The following is a 14,491-nucleotide window of genomic DNA, read 5'->3' on the forward strand; positions in this document are numbered from 1 at the left end:
TGCAGATTATAGTGGGTTGTCGCGCAGCGGGTCCTCCGTCAGTTTCGTGTCGAAGTCCATCCTCAACGGACCACGTCAAAGGACCACGTCATGACCGCCCCCCACATCGCAGACAGCTACCGCCTCGGCTCTCACACCGTCCGGCGTCTCGGCTACGGCGCCATGCAACTCGCCGGCCCCGGCGTCTTCGGCCCCCCCGAGGATCGCAAGGCCGCCGTTGCCGTGCTGCGAGAGGCCATCGCTCAGGGCGTCAACCATGTCGACACCAGCGACATCTACGGTCCCCATGTCACGAATGAGATCATCCGCGAGGCCCTGCATCCGTATCGCGAGGGTCTCGTCATCGCCACGAAGGTCGGCGCCGTGCGCGGCCCGTCGGGGTCGTGGGAGCCCGCCTTCTCCGCCACCGATATCGAGCGCGCGGTTCATGACAACCTTCGCAATCTCGGACTGGAGGTGCTCGACGTCGTGAACCTTCGCGCGATGTTCAGCGCCTATGGTCCAGCGGAGGGCTCCATCGAAGCGCCGCTTACCGCGCTCGCCGAACTTCAGCGACGTGGGCTGATTCGACACATTGGCCTGAGCAACGTCACGGCCGCGCAGCTCGCGGAGGGACGCAAGCTCACGGAAATCGTGTGCGTGCAGAACCACTACAACCTGACGCACCGCCGCGACGACGCAGTCATCGACGAGCTCGCCGCGCTCCGCATCGCGTACGTGCCGTTCTACCCGCTCGGCGGGTTCTCACCGCTTCAGTCCAGCACGCTCAACACGGTGGCCGCGCGGCTCGGGGCTACGTCGATGCAGGTGGCGCTCGCGTGGCTCCTGCGTCGCTCGCCCAACGTATTGCTCATTCCTGGCACGTCCTCAATCGCGCACCTCAGGGAGAACCTCGCGAGCGCCTCAATCGTCTTGAGCGCCGAGAATCTGGCCACGCTGAACGGGCTCGCCGAGCACTCCTGAAGGCCGACGTCCCCCGAGCGAGTCCATACCGGGCTTTGCCTCCTGCACCTCCTGGATTCAAGGGGTCGTCCGCTCGCACCGAAAGTCAGCTCAGGAAGGCTCCACCAGGGCCGCCCGCGATTCGGGAGCGGGGAAAGGGTCGGCGAAGTACTGCGTCTCGTGCACCACCGACTCGCCGGCAAATTCCATGATGGAGATCGAGTGGGTCGGCACACCGTCATAGGTGATGATGCACTCGCTGACCCACAGCTCCCCGCTGCCGACAATCCGTAGCACGGTGAAGTGCCGATCGGCCGGGTGCCCGCCACGTTGCGCCGCAATCGTGGTGCGACCTCGGAAACGTTCACCCGATTGCGGATAGTCGAGGATCGCGTCCTCGGCGTAGATCGCGTGTTCGGCTTCGATCTCGCCGCTTTCGGAAGCCCGCCAGTGTTCCTCGATCGCGGCCCTGGTCGATTCCATCGCGTCGTCCTTCCTCGCTGTCGAACCTCATTGGCAACGAGGACAGCATAAACCGGTTGCTGGTCAGTTCGGACCTCTGCGCCCCACGAGATGACAGACGCGGCGGAGCCATGACATCCGCGTCCGCTGGGCCTCACGGCACGCTGGCCACGGCTGATCGTCTACTACGCCCTTTCCACCGCCACGCCGTGAGGTGAGGTCAGCACGCCGGGCTCGTGCGGGCTGGTATCGGGGAGCAGTCTCCACGTGTGCCGCCTTGGGCAAGGGGTCCCGTGACTGCCCCTGGGGTGGCCCTCGTGGCGTGACATTTGACACTCAATTGCATTTGCCAGGCACTGCGTGCGCCCTTCCCCATCAAATCCCGTCTTCGCAGCTCGAGGTGCGTCCATGCGCAACTTTCGCCCGTCTGTCGTTGCCCTCTTTCTCGCGCTCATCACGGTTCCGGGGCTGGTACTCGCATCGGGCCAGCCGGTGCACAGCATCTGGTCGACGAAGGGCGGCGCCGTCGACATCCAGGGCACCCTCTTCGCTCCCGTTCTCAATGAGTCGGTGGTGAGCTGGCAGGAAGGCTCCGGACCCGCGTTCGCGAACGCGAAGGTGACGGTGAACACCAACGGCACCGCCATCGTCCTCGAGCTCAACCTGGTCACCCTGCAGGGCGCGCCGACGGACGACCTCGTGCAGGGCCTCTGGGACGTGATGCTCGATGGCACGCTCGTGTGCTCCGCGTGCCAGGGCTTCGCCAAGGGGCTCAACAATCCGGTGGGGAGCCCCTACAACATCGACGTGAGCAACTCCTTCTACCGGCTCGACGGCATCATCACCTCGCGCTTCGACTACTGAGGTCTGGGGCCGTCACGCGCGCAGCGGGAGGCCGGCGGACGACGTCTCCAATCGCAAGCGTCCGTCCTTGAGCTCCACCACGGCATGGCCATCGGGGGCGTCCGGGAGGTTGACGTGGAAGGTGCCGCGGTACCATCTGGCCCGCTCCTCGCCAGACGGCGGCGCTGGAAGCCGTGCTCGCAGCTCCTCGGGGAGTGCCGCCGCGGCGGAGGAAAGCCGGGCGGCGGCCTCGGCTTGCTCGCGTACCGCGAAGTCATCCCATACGCATCCATGGGGTGAGCCCATGTGCCCGGAGACGGTGAGGTCCACGTCGAGGGCCGCCGCGAGGAGCCCGACCAGCGGTTGCTTGCCGGGGCTCACGTGAGTCACGAGAACGCGGACCTCCCCCGCGACCCTGGGCCGCGCGGAGTCGAGCAGCGCGGAAATCTCCCGAGCCGTCGCGCGAATCTTCCCTCGGCGACCATCGATGGGCGCGTCCTCCCCCAGAAGCTCGGGAAGGAGGTTTCCTCCGAGGCCAAAGAAGCGGAAGGGGCCGCACGTCCCTGTTCCCAGGAGCGTCAGGTTGGGGATGTGCCGACGCCCCGCCAGCAGCTCGGCGACGACGGCTCCGTCCTCGTGATTGCCCCAGACCGCGAACGTGGGCACGGAGAACCCCCGGCCGGAGTGCAGCCACTCGCCGAAGTCGGACAGCGGAAGCTCCTTGCGGATGAAGGCCCGGAGGGCGTCACCCTTCAGCTTCTTGGCCCGCTGCTTCGCCTCGTCGGGCAGCTTCGAGTGCACCACCCGAAGGAAGAGCTCACGCGACTCGATACGGTCCGCGCTCTCCTGGTCATAGAAGCCGAAGTCACCCGCGTGCAAGACTGCGTCGGCCCGGGCCTCCTTCGCGAGCTGCTCGATGATGTCGAGGTGGCCATGGGTGTCGGAGATGAGAAGCAAGCGCATGATGTGCGTCCTTTCGAGGAGTCGAAGTGGCTCGCCCTGGCAGGAAGGCTGACGACACGATGGCATCGGGGCTGCCTCGCCGGAACGGACAGAAAACCGGACAACGCGCGACCGAGACCCAGGCGCCCGTCGGCTACACGTGGGCGGACTACGTAGAAGCCTTGGTGGTGGAGTACGGCACCCTTGCGGCGGTCGCATGGAAGCTCGTCGAGCGGGGCCTGTCGGAAGATGTGACTTCGGTGGAACGGGCGCTCCGGCGCCTGCGCGGACGGGGCCAGCGGGATGGAGGCCTCATCGGCCAGCGGGTCCTGAGGGTCTTCGGTGTGCCCGAGACCGTCGAGGCCCTGGCCCGATGGATGGGGACGTATCACAGCCCCTTCGGAGACCTGCCCGTTCAGCTGTGTGTCGACCAGCTTCGTCTGTGGGAGCGGCCACCCCTCTCGGAGTCGAAGGCTCGCGTCTGGATTCTGCTGGGACTGGCGGGCGTCGCGCTGCGCCGGCGAGCCTTCGACGAGGCGCAGCCGCTGCTCGAGGCAGCCGCGGCGCTCACGGACCTGCCCGCGGCACGGATCGAGCACCATCTCGCGACGAGCTATCTCCTGACCCGCCTCGAGGTGAACGCGAAGCGAGCGGAGGCCGCGGCGCGCCCTCATCTGGAGAGCGCTCGAAGCATTCTTGACGCCTCCCGGGCGGAGCTGGACCCGGCGGAGGCCGCATGCTTCCAGGCCCGCCTGGTCGACCACGAGGCCTTCGATGCCAACCGGCGGGGCGATTCCGCCCGAGCGCTCGCGCTGTATCGTTCCCTGTCGACCAAAGACGTGCATCCCTTCGCCAGCTATCGCCGAGATGCCGGGGTGGCGTTCGGCCTCCATCGCCAGGGCGCCCGGGATGAGGCCCTCAGAATGGCGCAGCGTGCCTGCGAACATGCGGGCGATGGTGGATACGTGCGTTTGCGGGTGATGGGCCTGCTGATGGTTGCTCGCATCCAGGGCGCACCGGACCATGAGGGCACGCTGGCCAGAGCCGCGGCCATCGCGAAGCGACTCGCAGACCCGGAGCTGCGGGTCCGGGTCGAGCGTGCGCAAGACCGGTTGTCCGAGGTGGGGTCGAAGTGAGGCTCCGAAGGGATTTGGCCTCCCGCATCGGTTTGTTCGCGATGGGTGCGACGCTGCCTGGACAACGTCTTCGCTGCGCCGGAGGGCGCGTGCCCACGTCGAGCCGTCCGGGGCGCCGGCGTCAGGCCTGAAGATTCGCTGCATCATTCTCCGAACCGCCGGCTCTCGATGGTGGAGGTTCTGTACCGGGCCATCGAGACCGGATGGGGACCAGGAGCTCGCATGCGGGGAATGCATGGGTGGATGCTGGGGCTGATGCTGTGCTGCGCGGCAGGAATGGCAGGAGCGGAGGAGCCAGCGGAAGCGCGGCTGCGGGAGGCGCAGACGGCCTTCGACGAGGCGCGCACGCTCTGGGACGGGGGCAGGTACGCCGAGGCCATTGCGACGGGCGAGCATGCACTGGCGCTGCGGGAGGCCGTGCTCGGAGGGGCCCATCCAGACGTCGCCACGAGTCTGGACTGGCTCGGGTCTCATCACCTGCTTCGGGGGAACCCTGTCCGGGCCGAGCCGCTGCTGCAGCGCGCGCTGGCCATCCGGGAAGCGGCCCTCGGCAAGAACCATCTGGAGGTTGCCCAGATGCTCAACACCCTCGGCAAGCTCCAATCGGCCCAGTTGTTTGTCGAGCGTGCCAGGCCGCTCCATGAGCGTGCCCTGGCGATTCGGGAAGCGGCCCTCGGCAAGGACCATCCCCTCGTCGCCGAGTCACTCAACGAGCTCGCCAGCCTCTACATCGGTTCCGGTTCGAGCGCTCGTGCCGAGCCGCTCTTCGAGCGTGCGCTGGCGATTCGGGAAGCGGCCCTCGGCAGGAATCATCCGGCGGTCGCTCAAACCCTGTGCGACTTCGCCGGCTTCTTCCTCTGGAAGGGGTTGCACAGTCGGGCCCAGTCACTCCTCGAGCGGTCGCTGACCATCCGAGAAGGGAGCCTCGGCAAGAGCCATCCCCTTGTCGCCGAATCGATCCTTCTCCTCGACCGGAGCTACAGGGGGCAAGGGATGTACGCCCGCACCAGGCCACTCCTACCGCGCGCGCTGGCGATTCGGGAAGCGGCCCTCCGTAACAACCCTCCGGATGTCGCCGAGTCGCTCGACAACCTCGCCACGCTCTACGAGGTACAGCAACTCTTCGCCCGTGCCGAGCCGCTTCGCGAGCGCGCGCTGGCGATTCGGGAAGCAGACCTTGGCGAGAGCCATCCCCTCGTCGCGGTGTCGCTCGTCGACCGCGCCGGCAGCTACCACATGCAGGGGGCCTACGGCCCGGCAACGCCGCTCTACGGACGGGCGCTTGCCATTTTCGAATCGGCCCTCGGCCGGAACCATCCCTTCGTCGCTCCGGCGCTCACCGAACTCGCCCACATCTACCAGGACCAGGGGTTGTATGACCGGGCGAGGCCGCTTTACGAGCGCGCGTTGGCCATTCGGGAAGCGGTTTACGGCGAGGGCCATTTCCTCGTTGCCATCTCGCACTACGCCCTCGCCAACGTCCACGTCGCCCAGGGCATGTACGGCCAGGCCGAGCCGCTCTACGAGCGCGCACTCACCATTCTGGAATCGGTCCCCGGCAGGAACGACCCCCTCACCGCCGTGCCGCTCCATGAGCTCGCCAACCTCTACATGGCCCAGGGGTTGTACGACCAGGCGAGACTGCTCAGTGAGCGCGCGCTGGCCATTCGCGAAGCGGCTCATGGCGAGGGCCATGGCATGGTTGCCTTCTCGCTCAACCAGCTCGCCAACGTCCACGTCGCCCAGGGCATGTACAGCCAGGCCGAGCCGCTCTATGCGCGCACGCTCACCATTCTGGAATCGATCCACGGCAAGCAGAATTACCTTGTCGCCAGGCCGCTCCATGACCTCGCCAATCTCTACGTGGCCCAGGGATTGTATCGCCGCGCCAGACCGCTCCACGCACGCGCGCTGGCCATCCGGGAAGCCTCCCTGGGCAAGAACAATCCTGACGTCGCCAGGTCGCTCAACCACCTGGCCGGCCTCTATTCGGCCCAGGGGTTGTATCGCCAGGCTTGTCCGCTCTACGAGCGCGCGCTGGCCATCCAGGAAGTGAGTCTTGGCAGGAATCATCCCGACGTCGCCGCAACGCTCAACCACCTCGCCGTGGCCCGTCTGGCCGGGCAGGGTCTCGACGAGGCCCTGCCGCTGCTCACCCGCGCCTTCGCCATCTCGGAGCGGCGCCTTCGCCAGGAGGCCCTCGGCTTCTCCGAGGCGCGTCTGGGCGGCTTCCTCCAGCTGCTGCGCACCGACGAGGAGCGGCTCTATGCGCTGCTGCGCGCCCATCCCGGCGATGCCCGCGTCAGACGCCTGGTCCTCGGCGCCGCACTCCTGCTCAAGGGCCGCTCCGTCGAGGAGAGCGCCGACATCTCCCGCGCCGTCTACCGGAGCCTGGGCGCGCAGGACAGAGGTACCTTCGAGCGGTTGAGGGAGCTGCGCACCCAGCTGGCCTCGCTTTCACACCAGGGGCACGGCTCGCTTCCCCCGGCGACGTACCGGCAGCGTCTCGAAGAGCTCTCGGAGCAGAGCGTTGCTCTCGAAGCCGACCTGGCCCGGCGCTCCGCACCGCTGCGCGCGCTGGCCGCGCTGCCGTCCCTCGCTGAGATTGTGGACCGTGTCGCCGCGGCCCTGCCCGGGGACGCGGCCCTCGTCGAGTTCATCACCTACGTGGACCGGCCGCTGGTGCTCGCTCCTGGTGCGCCCGGCTCCCAGCGCCCCAGCGAGGTGCGCTACCTGGCGCTGGTGCTCTTCCCGGACGGCTCCATCCGCTTCCGGGACCTGGGCCCCGCCGCGCCCGTCGACTCGGCCGCCTCGCACCTGCGAGACGCACTGGCCAACCGCGACACCACCTTCCAGGCCTCGGCCCAGGCGCTCTACCAGCTCGCCTTCCAGCCACTGCTGCCGCTGCTGGGCACCACCCGCCGTCTCTTCCTCTCACCGGATGGACAGCTGGCCCTGGTGCCCTTCGCCGCCCTGCACGACGGGCACCAGTACCTCGTGGATGGCTTCGACTTCACCTACGTCTCCTCCGGAAGGAGTCTGCTGCCACGCCCCCAGGAGCGCGTCCCGCCTGCCTCGGTGGTCGTCCTCGCCGACCCCGACTTCAGCGCCGCCTCCCTCCCAGCGCTCCCGGCCTCTGGAGGGGAGGCTGCCGGGCTGGCCACGCGCTCCGTTTCCGGCGGGCGCTTCTCCTCCACGCTGCACGCGCACCTGGAGGAAAGAGCGTGGACCCCAACTCCACTGCCCGGCACCCGCCAGGAGGCCAGGGCCATCCAGCGCCTGCTACCTGAAGCCCAGCTCTTCCTCGGGGCCGAGGCCACCCGGCAGCGGCTGCTGCAGCTGCCGGCACCCGGCATCCTCCACCTGGCCACCCATGGCTTCTTCCTGGAGGATGCGCCCCAGCCCCCAGCCTCCCGGGCCGTGGCCCACTTCGGTGCGCTGGGCGAGGACGCAGTGGGCCCCGGCCTTCATGACCCGCTGCTGCGCTCCGGCCTCGTGCTGGCTGGAGCGAGCGCCCCGGCGCACGCGGGCTCCAGCACCGCCGGGCCTCCGGCCGACAGCGCGCTGGTGACGGCACTGGAGCTGGCGGGCCTCGACCTGTGGGGCACCCAACTGGTGGTGCTCTCGGCGTGCGACACGGGGCGAGGCGACGTGAAGCTGGGCCAGGGCGTGTACGGGCTGCGCCGGGCCTTCCTCGTGGCGGGAGCGGAGACGGTGGTGATGAGTCTCTGGAAGGTGAACGACGAGACGACGAGCACGCTGATGGAGGCCTACTACCGCCAGCTTCTGGCGGGGCAAGGCAGGGCGACGGCGCTGCGAGAGGCGATGCTCGCCTTGCGTCTGGCCCAGGCCCATCCGCATTACTGGGCTCCCTTCATTGCCATGGGCAGCGACGCCCCTCTGCGCGCGCTGGCGCCCATTCCCCAGCAGCCCCTCGACCGCGGAGACGATGACCTTCCACACATCGGGAGACAGGTGCGTATTCCGCATGGAGCGCAGCCGGGGATTCCCTGAGAGCGTGCGGACCCGTACCCTCCGTGCTCCCGTGCTTCGACTGACGAAGCGGGCAAGGAGCCTTCCGATGAGCACGTTGCCGAGCCGTGTCCTGTCGTTGGTCGCTGGACTCCTCCTGGCGTGTGGTGGAGCGCCCTCCCCCGACACGGCGGGAGCAGGAGTCGGCGAGCCCGTGGCGGGCCAGTCCGCCGCCCTCTATTGCTACTCCGTCTGCGGCGACAACGTCTGCGACGTCAACTCGGAGGTCCGTAGCTGCCCGGCGGACTGTGGCCCCAACAACTGCGGCGACCACGTCTGCTGCGACTGGGAAGCCCCCTCCAACTGTCCCCAGGACTGTCCCTACGCGTCCGACTACTGCTACTTCACCCCGCCCACCCTGACGGGCAAGGCTCCGGAGCGCAGCCCCGGCACCAGGCGCGAGCAGCCGCGCAACACGTCCAGCCTCATCTGCGTCCCGCAGTGCGGCGACAACCTCTGTGACATCAACACGGAGGCCTATAGCTGCCCGGCGGACTGTGGCATCAACACCTGCGGTGACAGCGTCTGCTGCACGGAGAACCCCTCCATCTGCCCCCAGGACTGCCCCTACGCGTCCGACTACTGCTACTTCACCCCGCCGTTCTGACCGCCCGGCCGCGCAAGGAACCTTTCGTACCGCCGCTCGACATGGTTGTTGTCGATGGGCACGACGGGGTTGCTGAAGACGAGCAGCCCGTTGCACGGCTTCAGCATATACTCCAGGGACTTGCGGAACGCGCTGCCGGGGCAAATCAAGTGCCATTGTAGCACTGGAGATGAACATGCCCACGCCTTTCGACATCGTAGACATCTGTGTTCAACTGGTTAGAAATAATATCACCGTTCACACGATTACCAGCAGCACGACCACTGCCGTCCGCGACGCCGTGACGAAACAAATTTCTAGCGACAAGTGGCGTCTGACGGCTGACTCCGCCTTGGTGGTGGACTGGGACTTGGATCAGTCAGTACGCGACGTAGTACGTTATCGCTGGCACGAGGATGAGTGGAGAGATGAGCCGGGCGATACCTTTGCCTACCACGCCAAGAAGACACCAATCCCGACAGGGCGGGACTTTCGCGAAGAGGATCGTGGTGGAATTCTGCTCATTATGGAGTCGCCCCATCTCCATGAGGTCACCTGTGATCTTCAACCCGTGTCGCCGGCATCGGGGTTGACCGGGTACAACATTCACGTCCTTAAGTCTAAACTAGCGCCGCTGATCGAGCGCATGCCACAACAGTGGCGCAGAAACGGGCTATCCTTGACCCTCTGCAACCCGCTCCAGTTCCCGGCCTCATTGCGCCTCGACCCTATCGACAGCTCCTTGCGCAATGACTTATTTCGCAAGGGCATTAACAAATTGCATGACGACTTCCGTGCGCGACTAGACAACTATGCTCCGGTCTTGATTATCAATACATGCACAGGCAAGCCGGTAGCTGCGGAAAATCCGCGCAAGCCAGACCCCAAATGGGTCGCTCGCAAACTGATCTCCGCATGGTTGACTGAAAAAGAAATCCCGTTTCACAGGATTGCCTATGGCCATCCAAGCAAAAATGAGACAGGCGGGAGCCTGATGCGGAAAGGCCGCCCTTATACAAATGCTCGACCTAGATGCCATGTTGTAGAGCTGCCCCACCCAAGCACCTGGCGTTCTACGTGGAACTGGTCGTTGGAATTAGGCGGATAGGAACTCTGCTGAGGGTGGTAGGCAGGTGTAGAGGGGCGGAGGAAAGCCGCAGACGGGTGCCTCAGCTCCCGGTTCTCCTTGCGCAGCAGGGCCAATTCCTCGCGCTCCGCCGTCGTCAGTGCACCAGGCTGGCCCACGCCCGGTCCGTCTTCGTCTGCTCCGCCCACAGCCGCAGTGCCGACTCCGTCAGGTCCAGGTCGCGGGCGACTTGTGGGACGGACTTGCCCTCCACCAGCACCAGCTTCACGGCCCCGGCCTTGAACTCCGCCGAGAACTCACGGCGCGACCTCCTGGGCATCTTCTGATTCTCCTCGTTCGCGAACATCCCGTGCGCCTTCCAGCACATCTCGAATGTCCACGGAACTGGGCTACTCCCAATGCAGGAAATTCAGGGAGATAAGTGACCTTTGTGCCTCATGCGCTGCGGCGCGAGCAGGACTCCGCAGATGTTCTTGCATGATTCTCCGGGTCACCGGCTCTTGGGGTAGAGGACGTTGAACATCTGATGGCCCCTTTATGGGTGCCCGGGGGGAGACATGCGACCGGTGCTCGGGTGGATGGCAGTGGTGGTCCTGTGCTGTGCGGCAAGAGTGGCGGCCGGGGAGAACCCACCGGATGCGCGGCTGCAGGAAGCGCAGACGGCGCATGACCGGGCGGTAGCGCTCTCCGATGCGGGCAAGCACGCCGAGGCCGTGGTGCAGGGCGAACATGCGCTGATGCTGGGGGAGGCGGTGCTCGGTGGCACGCATCCAACAGTCGCCAGATATCTGTCCCTGCTCGGAATGTTGCACCTCCGAAAGAAGGACCTGGTCCGAGCCGAGCCACTGCTTCAACGAGAGCTCGCCATTAAAGAGGCGGCCCTGGGCAAGGACCACCCCGACGTCGCCAAATCACTCATCGTCCTCGCCAGCCTCTACGGCATGCAGGGGTTGTATAGCCGGGCCGAGCCGCTCGCCGTGCGCGCCCTCGCCATTCGGCAAGCAGCCCTGGACAAGAACCACCCCGACGTCGCCCAATCGCTCCAACTTCTTGCCAGCCTCTACAGGGACCAGCAGATGCACGACCGGGCCGAGCCGCTCTTCGTGCGCGCGCTCGCCATTTTGGAAGCGGCACTGGGCAACAACCACCCCGACGTCGCCCAGTCGCTCTACAACCTCGCCTACTTCTACATGAAGCAGGGAATGTACGGCAGGGCCGAGCCGCTCTACGTGCGCGCACTCGCCATTTTGGAAGCGGCACTGGGCAACAACCACCCCGACGTTGCCAACTTGCTCCACCATCTCGGCACCCTCTACGTGGAACAGGGGTTATATGGCCGGGCCGAGCCGCTCTACGTGCGCGCGCTCGCCATTCGGGAAGTGGCCCTGGGCAACAACCACCCCGACGTCGCCGGCTCGCTTCACCACCTCGCCGACCTCTACATGGACCAGGGGCTGTATGGCCGGGCCGAGCCGCTTCACGTGCGCGCGCTCGCCATCCATGAAGCGGCCCTGGGCAACAACCACCCCGACGTCGGCAAGTCGCTCATCAGCCTCGCCAACCTCTACATGGCCCAGGGGCTATATGGCCGAGCCGAGCCGCTCTACGTGCGCGCGCTCACCATTTTGGAAGTGGCCCTGGGCAACAACCACCCCGACGTCGCCGGCTCGCTCCAAGACCTCGCCAACCTCTATATGAAGCAGGGGATGTACGACCGGGCCGAGCCGCTCTACGTGCGCGCGCTCGCCATTTTGGAAGTAGCCCTGGGCAAGGATCACCCCGACGTCGCCCCATCGCTCAGCCATCGTGCCCACCTCTACATGGACCAGGGGCTGTACAGCCGGGCCGAGCCGCTCTACGTGCGCGCGCTCGCCATTCGGGAAGCGGCCCTGGGCAAGAACCACCCCGGAGTTGCCCAATCGCTCGACAGCCTCGCCAACCTCTACACGGTCCAGGAGATGTATGGCCGGGCCGAGCCGCTCCATGTGCGCGCGCTCGCCATTCGGGAAACGGCCCTGGGCAAGAACCACCCCGACGTCGCCCATTCGCTCAACAACCTCGCCATCCTCTACGCCATGCAGCAGTTGTACGGCCGGGCCGAGCTGCTCCTCGTGCGCGCACTCGCCATTGAGGAAGCAGCCCTGGGCAAGAACCACCCCGACATCGCCCATTCACTCACCAACCTCGCCAGACTCAGGCTGGCCCAGCATGGCCCCGACGCAGCCGTTCCACTGTACTCTCGCGCCCTCTCCCTCTCAGAGCAGCGTCTGCGCCACGAGGCGCTCGACTTCTCCGGGGCACGCCTGACAAGCTTTCTGCGCTTGCTGCGCACCGACGAGGAAAGCCTCTATCGGATGCTGCGCATGCATCCGGACAGCGTTAGCGTCAGACGCTTGGCCCTGGGCGCCGCTCTCCTCCTCAAGGGCCGCTCCGTCGATGAGACAGCCAACATCTCCCGAGCGGTCTACCGCAGCCTGGGCCCCGAGGAGCAGGACACCTTCAAGCGCTTGCGCGGGCTGCGCACCCAGCTGGCCCACCTCTCACTCCAGGGCCCAGGGTCCATTCCTCTGCCCGACTACCAGCAACAGGTCAAAGACCTCACTGCGCAGGGGGATGCTCTCGAAGCCATCCTCGCCAAGCGCTCCGCTCCCCTTCGCGCGCTGGTCGAGCTGCCGGCTCCCGCGGACATTGTCGACCGGGTCGCCCAGACCCTGCCCGGGGATGCGGCCCTCGTCGAGCTCATCGCCTATCAGGAGCGCCCACTCTTGCCCCACCCCGGCGCACCCAAGCCCCACCTTCGCTACCTGGCGCTGGTGCTCCTGCCGGACGCAAGCACTCGCACCGTTGACCTGGGCCCTGCCGCACCCATCGACTCCGCCGCCTCGCGTCTGCGAGATGCCCTGGCCAACCGGGACGCCGCCTTCCAGGTTCACGCCCAGGCGCTCTACCAGCTGGCGTTTCAACCACTGATTCCGCTGCTGGGCAAGGCCCGCCGACTCTTCGTCTCTCCAGATGGCCAGCTGTCCATGGTGCCCTTCGCCGCCCTGCACGACGGCAAGAGCTTCCTCGTGGACACCTTCGACTTCACCTATCTCACCTCCGGCAAGGACCTGCTGCCACGTCCCCAGCAGCCGGTCCCCGCTTCCTCCGTGGTCGTCCTGGCCGACCCAGACTTCAGCGCCCCGCTCCAGTCATCCGCTCCCTCCAGCCGAGAGGCTCCAGAGCGAGCCGAGCGCTCCCTCGCCGTCGAGCGCTTCTCCTCCACGCGGCGCGAGGAGCTGGCGCAGCGCGACTGGAACCTCGTCCCATTGCCAGGCACCCGTCATGAGGCGGAGGCCATCCAGCGCCTGCTGCCCCAGGCCCAGCTCTTCCTGGGCGCGGACGCCACAAAGGAGCGGCTGTTGCAGGTGCCCACCCCCGGCATCCTCCACCTGGCCACCCACGGCTTCTTCATGGAGGACGCCCCGGCTTCTACGAATACCCGCGCCGTCGGCAGCTTCGGTGCGCTGGGTGAGGACCCGCTGGCCCCGCGCCCCCCGGACCCGCTGCTGCGCTCCGGCCTGCTCTTCGCGGGGGCGAGTGCGCCGCCCCCCTCCAGCGCCAATGCCGCCGCCCCTCCGCCCGACAGCGCGCTGGCGACAGCGCTGGAACTGGCGGGCCTCAACCTCTGGGGCACCCAGTTGGTGGTGCTGTCCGCCTGCGACACGGGCCGAGGCGACGTCAGGCTGGGCCAGGGCGTCTACGGGCTGCGCCGCGCGCTCGTGGTGGCGGGAGCCGAGACGGTGGTGATGAGCCTGTGGAAGGTGAACGACGACACCACCCGGAAGCTGATGGAGGCCTACTACCAAAAGCTGCTGGCGGGCCATGGCCGAGCCACCGCCCTGCGCGAGGCCATGCTCTGGCTGCGGGCCACCCGGCCCCATCCCCACGATTGGGCACCCTTCATCGCGCTGGGCCGAGACGCCCCGCTGCGCGAGCTGGTGCCCAGGCCGACTTTCTACGCCGACGCAAAGACCGTCCTGGAGAGGCTTTCCACCTTCCAGACGAAAATGGCCAGTTTGCGGCTGTACATGCACGCTATCGACGGCGCTGGGCAGACCAACGAAGGCTCCACGAGCGTCGCTCCGCCCAAGGCCGCTGCGGGAGCGGTTCCGAGCGCGAAGCCAGAGGCGAGCGCTCCCACGGGGTACGGAGTGAGCCCGGAGGACCCCATCAAGGTGGGCGGCGGCCCGACGGGAGAGCTGGAGTACCTCGAGCGCCTCCGGGGGCCAGAAGGACAGCGGCTCTTCTACAAGCGGTTGAGAAGCTGCTGTTATTTCAAGAGGGAAAGCTCTCCGCACCGGGGCGGACTGCTCGATATCTACGTGGTCACCTACGACGGTCTGCCAACCCCTGTCATCCTGTACCTGAACATGTACGATCGCGAGCTGCCGAAGGCGCCTGCTGGCTTCCGCCTGTAGA

At 66.9% G+C, this 14,491-nt stretch carries 10 protein-coding genes and 1 pseudogene; 7 read left to right on the forward strand and 4 right to left on the reverse strand.

The features are described from left to right. The first annotated feature begins 90 nt into the window (after positions 1-90). Positions 91-963 carry an aldo/keto reductase family oxidoreductase gene (locus tag G4D86_RS11740; protein ID WP_163992748.1) on the forward strand — a complete coding sequence of 291 codons (873 nt, stop codon included), beginning with the start codon at positions 91-93 and terminating at the stop codon, positions 961-963. Between the two features lie 90 nt (positions 964-1,053). On the opposite strand, the gene G4D86_RS11745 is transcribed toward G4D86_RS11740, so the two are convergent. After that, a complete protein-coding gene (locus G4D86_RS11745; RefSeq protein WP_163992750.1) occupies positions 1,054-1,425 on the reverse strand; it encodes a nuclear transport factor 2 family protein in 372 nt (123 codons plus the stop codon). Between the two features lie 387 nt (positions 1,426-1,812). On the opposite strand from G4D86_RS11745, the gene G4D86_RS11750 reads away from it, so the two are divergent. Continuing rightward, complete coding sequence (locus tag G4D86_RS11750) at positions 1,813-2,268, forward strand: hypothetical protein (protein WP_163992753.1); 456 nt, start codon at positions 1,813-1,815, stop codon at positions 2,266-2,268. Between the two features lie 12 nt (positions 2,269-2,280). On the opposite strand, the gene G4D86_RS11755 is transcribed toward G4D86_RS11750, so the two are convergent. Next, on the reverse strand, positions 2,281-3,210 hold the full coding sequence (locus tag G4D86_RS11755; protein ID WP_163992755.1) for a metallophosphoesterase family protein: 930 nt from the start codon (positions 3,208-3,210) through the stop codon (positions 2,281-2,283). 59 nt (positions 3,211-3,269) lie between these two features. On the opposite strand from G4D86_RS11755, the gene G4D86_RS11760 reads away from it, so the two are divergent. The 3 genes from G4D86_RS11760 (at position 3,270) to G4D86_RS11770 (ending at position 8,964) form a co-directional block, all read left to right on the forward strand. Beyond that, positions 3,270-4,325: a hypothetical protein gene (locus tag G4D86_RS11760; protein ID WP_163992756.1), complete on the forward strand. Its 1,056-nt coding sequence runs from the start codon at positions 3,270-3,272 to the stop codon at positions 4,323-4,325. 222 nt (positions 4,326-4,547) lie between these two features. Beyond that, positions 4,548-8,339: a CHAT domain-containing tetratricopeptide repeat protein gene (locus G4D86_RS11765; protein ID WP_240360196.1), complete on the forward strand. Its 3,792-nt coding sequence runs from the start codon at positions 4,548-4,550 to the stop codon at positions 8,337-8,339. Between the two features lie 67 nt (positions 8,340-8,406). Beyond that, positions 8,407-8,964: a hypothetical protein gene (locus G4D86_RS11770; RefSeq protein WP_163992758.1), complete on the forward strand. Its 558-nt coding sequence runs from the start codon at positions 8,407-8,409 to the stop codon at positions 8,962-8,964. On the opposite strand, the gene G4D86_RS53760 is transcribed toward G4D86_RS11770, so the two are convergent. Then, positions 8,943-9,071: a hypothetical protein gene (locus G4D86_RS53760; RefSeq protein WP_275899103.1), complete on the reverse strand. Its 129-nt coding sequence runs from the start codon at positions 9,069-9,071 to the stop codon at positions 8,943-8,945. The two genes, G4D86_RS11770 and G4D86_RS53760, sit on opposite strands and share 22 nt — an antisense overlap. A gap of 68 nt (positions 9,072-9,139) precedes the next feature. Between G4D86_RS53760 and G4D86_RS11775 the strand changes: the two genes are divergently transcribed. Next, positions 9,140-10,051, forward strand: a complete 912-nt coding sequence (locus tag G4D86_RS11775) for a hypothetical protein (protein ID WP_163992760.1) — start codon at positions 9,140-9,142, stop codon at positions 10,049-10,051. Positions 10,052-10,113: 62 nt separating this feature from the next. Here the strand turns inward: G4D86_RS11775 and G4D86_RS11780 are convergent. Then, positions 10,114-10,349, reverse strand: a pseudogene (locus tag G4D86_RS11780) (transposase); the annotation flags it as partial. Positions 10,350-10,587: 238 nt separating this feature from the next. Between G4D86_RS11780 and G4D86_RS11785 the strand changes: the two are divergent. After that, entirely contained in the window at positions 10,588-14,490 is a 3,903-nt protein-coding gene (locus G4D86_RS11785) for a CHAT domain-containing tetratricopeptide repeat protein (RefSeq protein ID WP_240360197.1), read from the forward strand. Position 14,491 lies beyond the last annotated feature (1 nt).

The sequence above is a fragment of the Pyxidicoccus caerfyrddinensis genome, from assembly GCF_010894405.1.
Lineage (GTDB): Bacteria > Myxococcota > Myxococcia > Myxococcales > Myxococcaceae > Myxococcus > Myxococcus caerfyrddinensis.

Coding starts and splice junctions, on each gene's coding strand:
- G4D86_RS53760 (WP_275899103.1), bottom strand. CDS start 9,071: ATGCTGAAGCCGTGCAACGGGCTGCTCGTCTTCAGCAACCCCGTCGTG.
- G4D86_RS11755 (WP_163992755.1), bottom strand. CDS start 3,210: ATGCGCTTGCTTCTCATCTCCGACACCCATGGCCACCTCGACATCATC.
- G4D86_RS11765 (WP_240360196.1), top strand. CDS start 4,548: ATGCGGGGAATGCATGGGTGGATGCTGGGGCTGATGCTGTGCTGCGCG.
- G4D86_RS11770 (WP_163992758.1), top strand. CDS start 8,407: ATGAGCACGTTGCCGAGCCGTGTCCTGTCGTTGGTCGCTGGACTCCTC.
- G4D86_RS11775 (WP_163992760.1), top strand. CDS start 9,140: ATGCCCACGCCTTTCGACATCGTAGACATCTGTGTTCAACTGGTTAGA.
- G4D86_RS11785 (WP_240360197.1), top strand. CDS start 10,588: ATGCGACCGGTGCTCGGGTGGATGGCAGTGGTGGTCCTGTGCTGTGCG.
- G4D86_RS11745 (WP_163992750.1), bottom strand. CDS start 1,425: ATGGAATCGACCAGGGCCGCGATCGAGGAACACTGGCGGGCTTCCGAA.
- G4D86_RS11740 (WP_163992748.1), top strand. CDS start 91: ATGACCGCCCCCCACATCGCAGACAGCTACCGCCTCGGCTCTCACACC.
- G4D86_RS11760 (WP_163992756.1), top strand. CDS start 3,270: ATGGCATCGGGGCTGCCTCGCCGGAACGGACAGAAAACCGGACAACGC.
- G4D86_RS11750 (WP_163992753.1), top strand. CDS start 1,813: ATGCGCAACTTTCGCCCGTCTGTCGTTGCCCTCTTTCTCGCGCTCATC.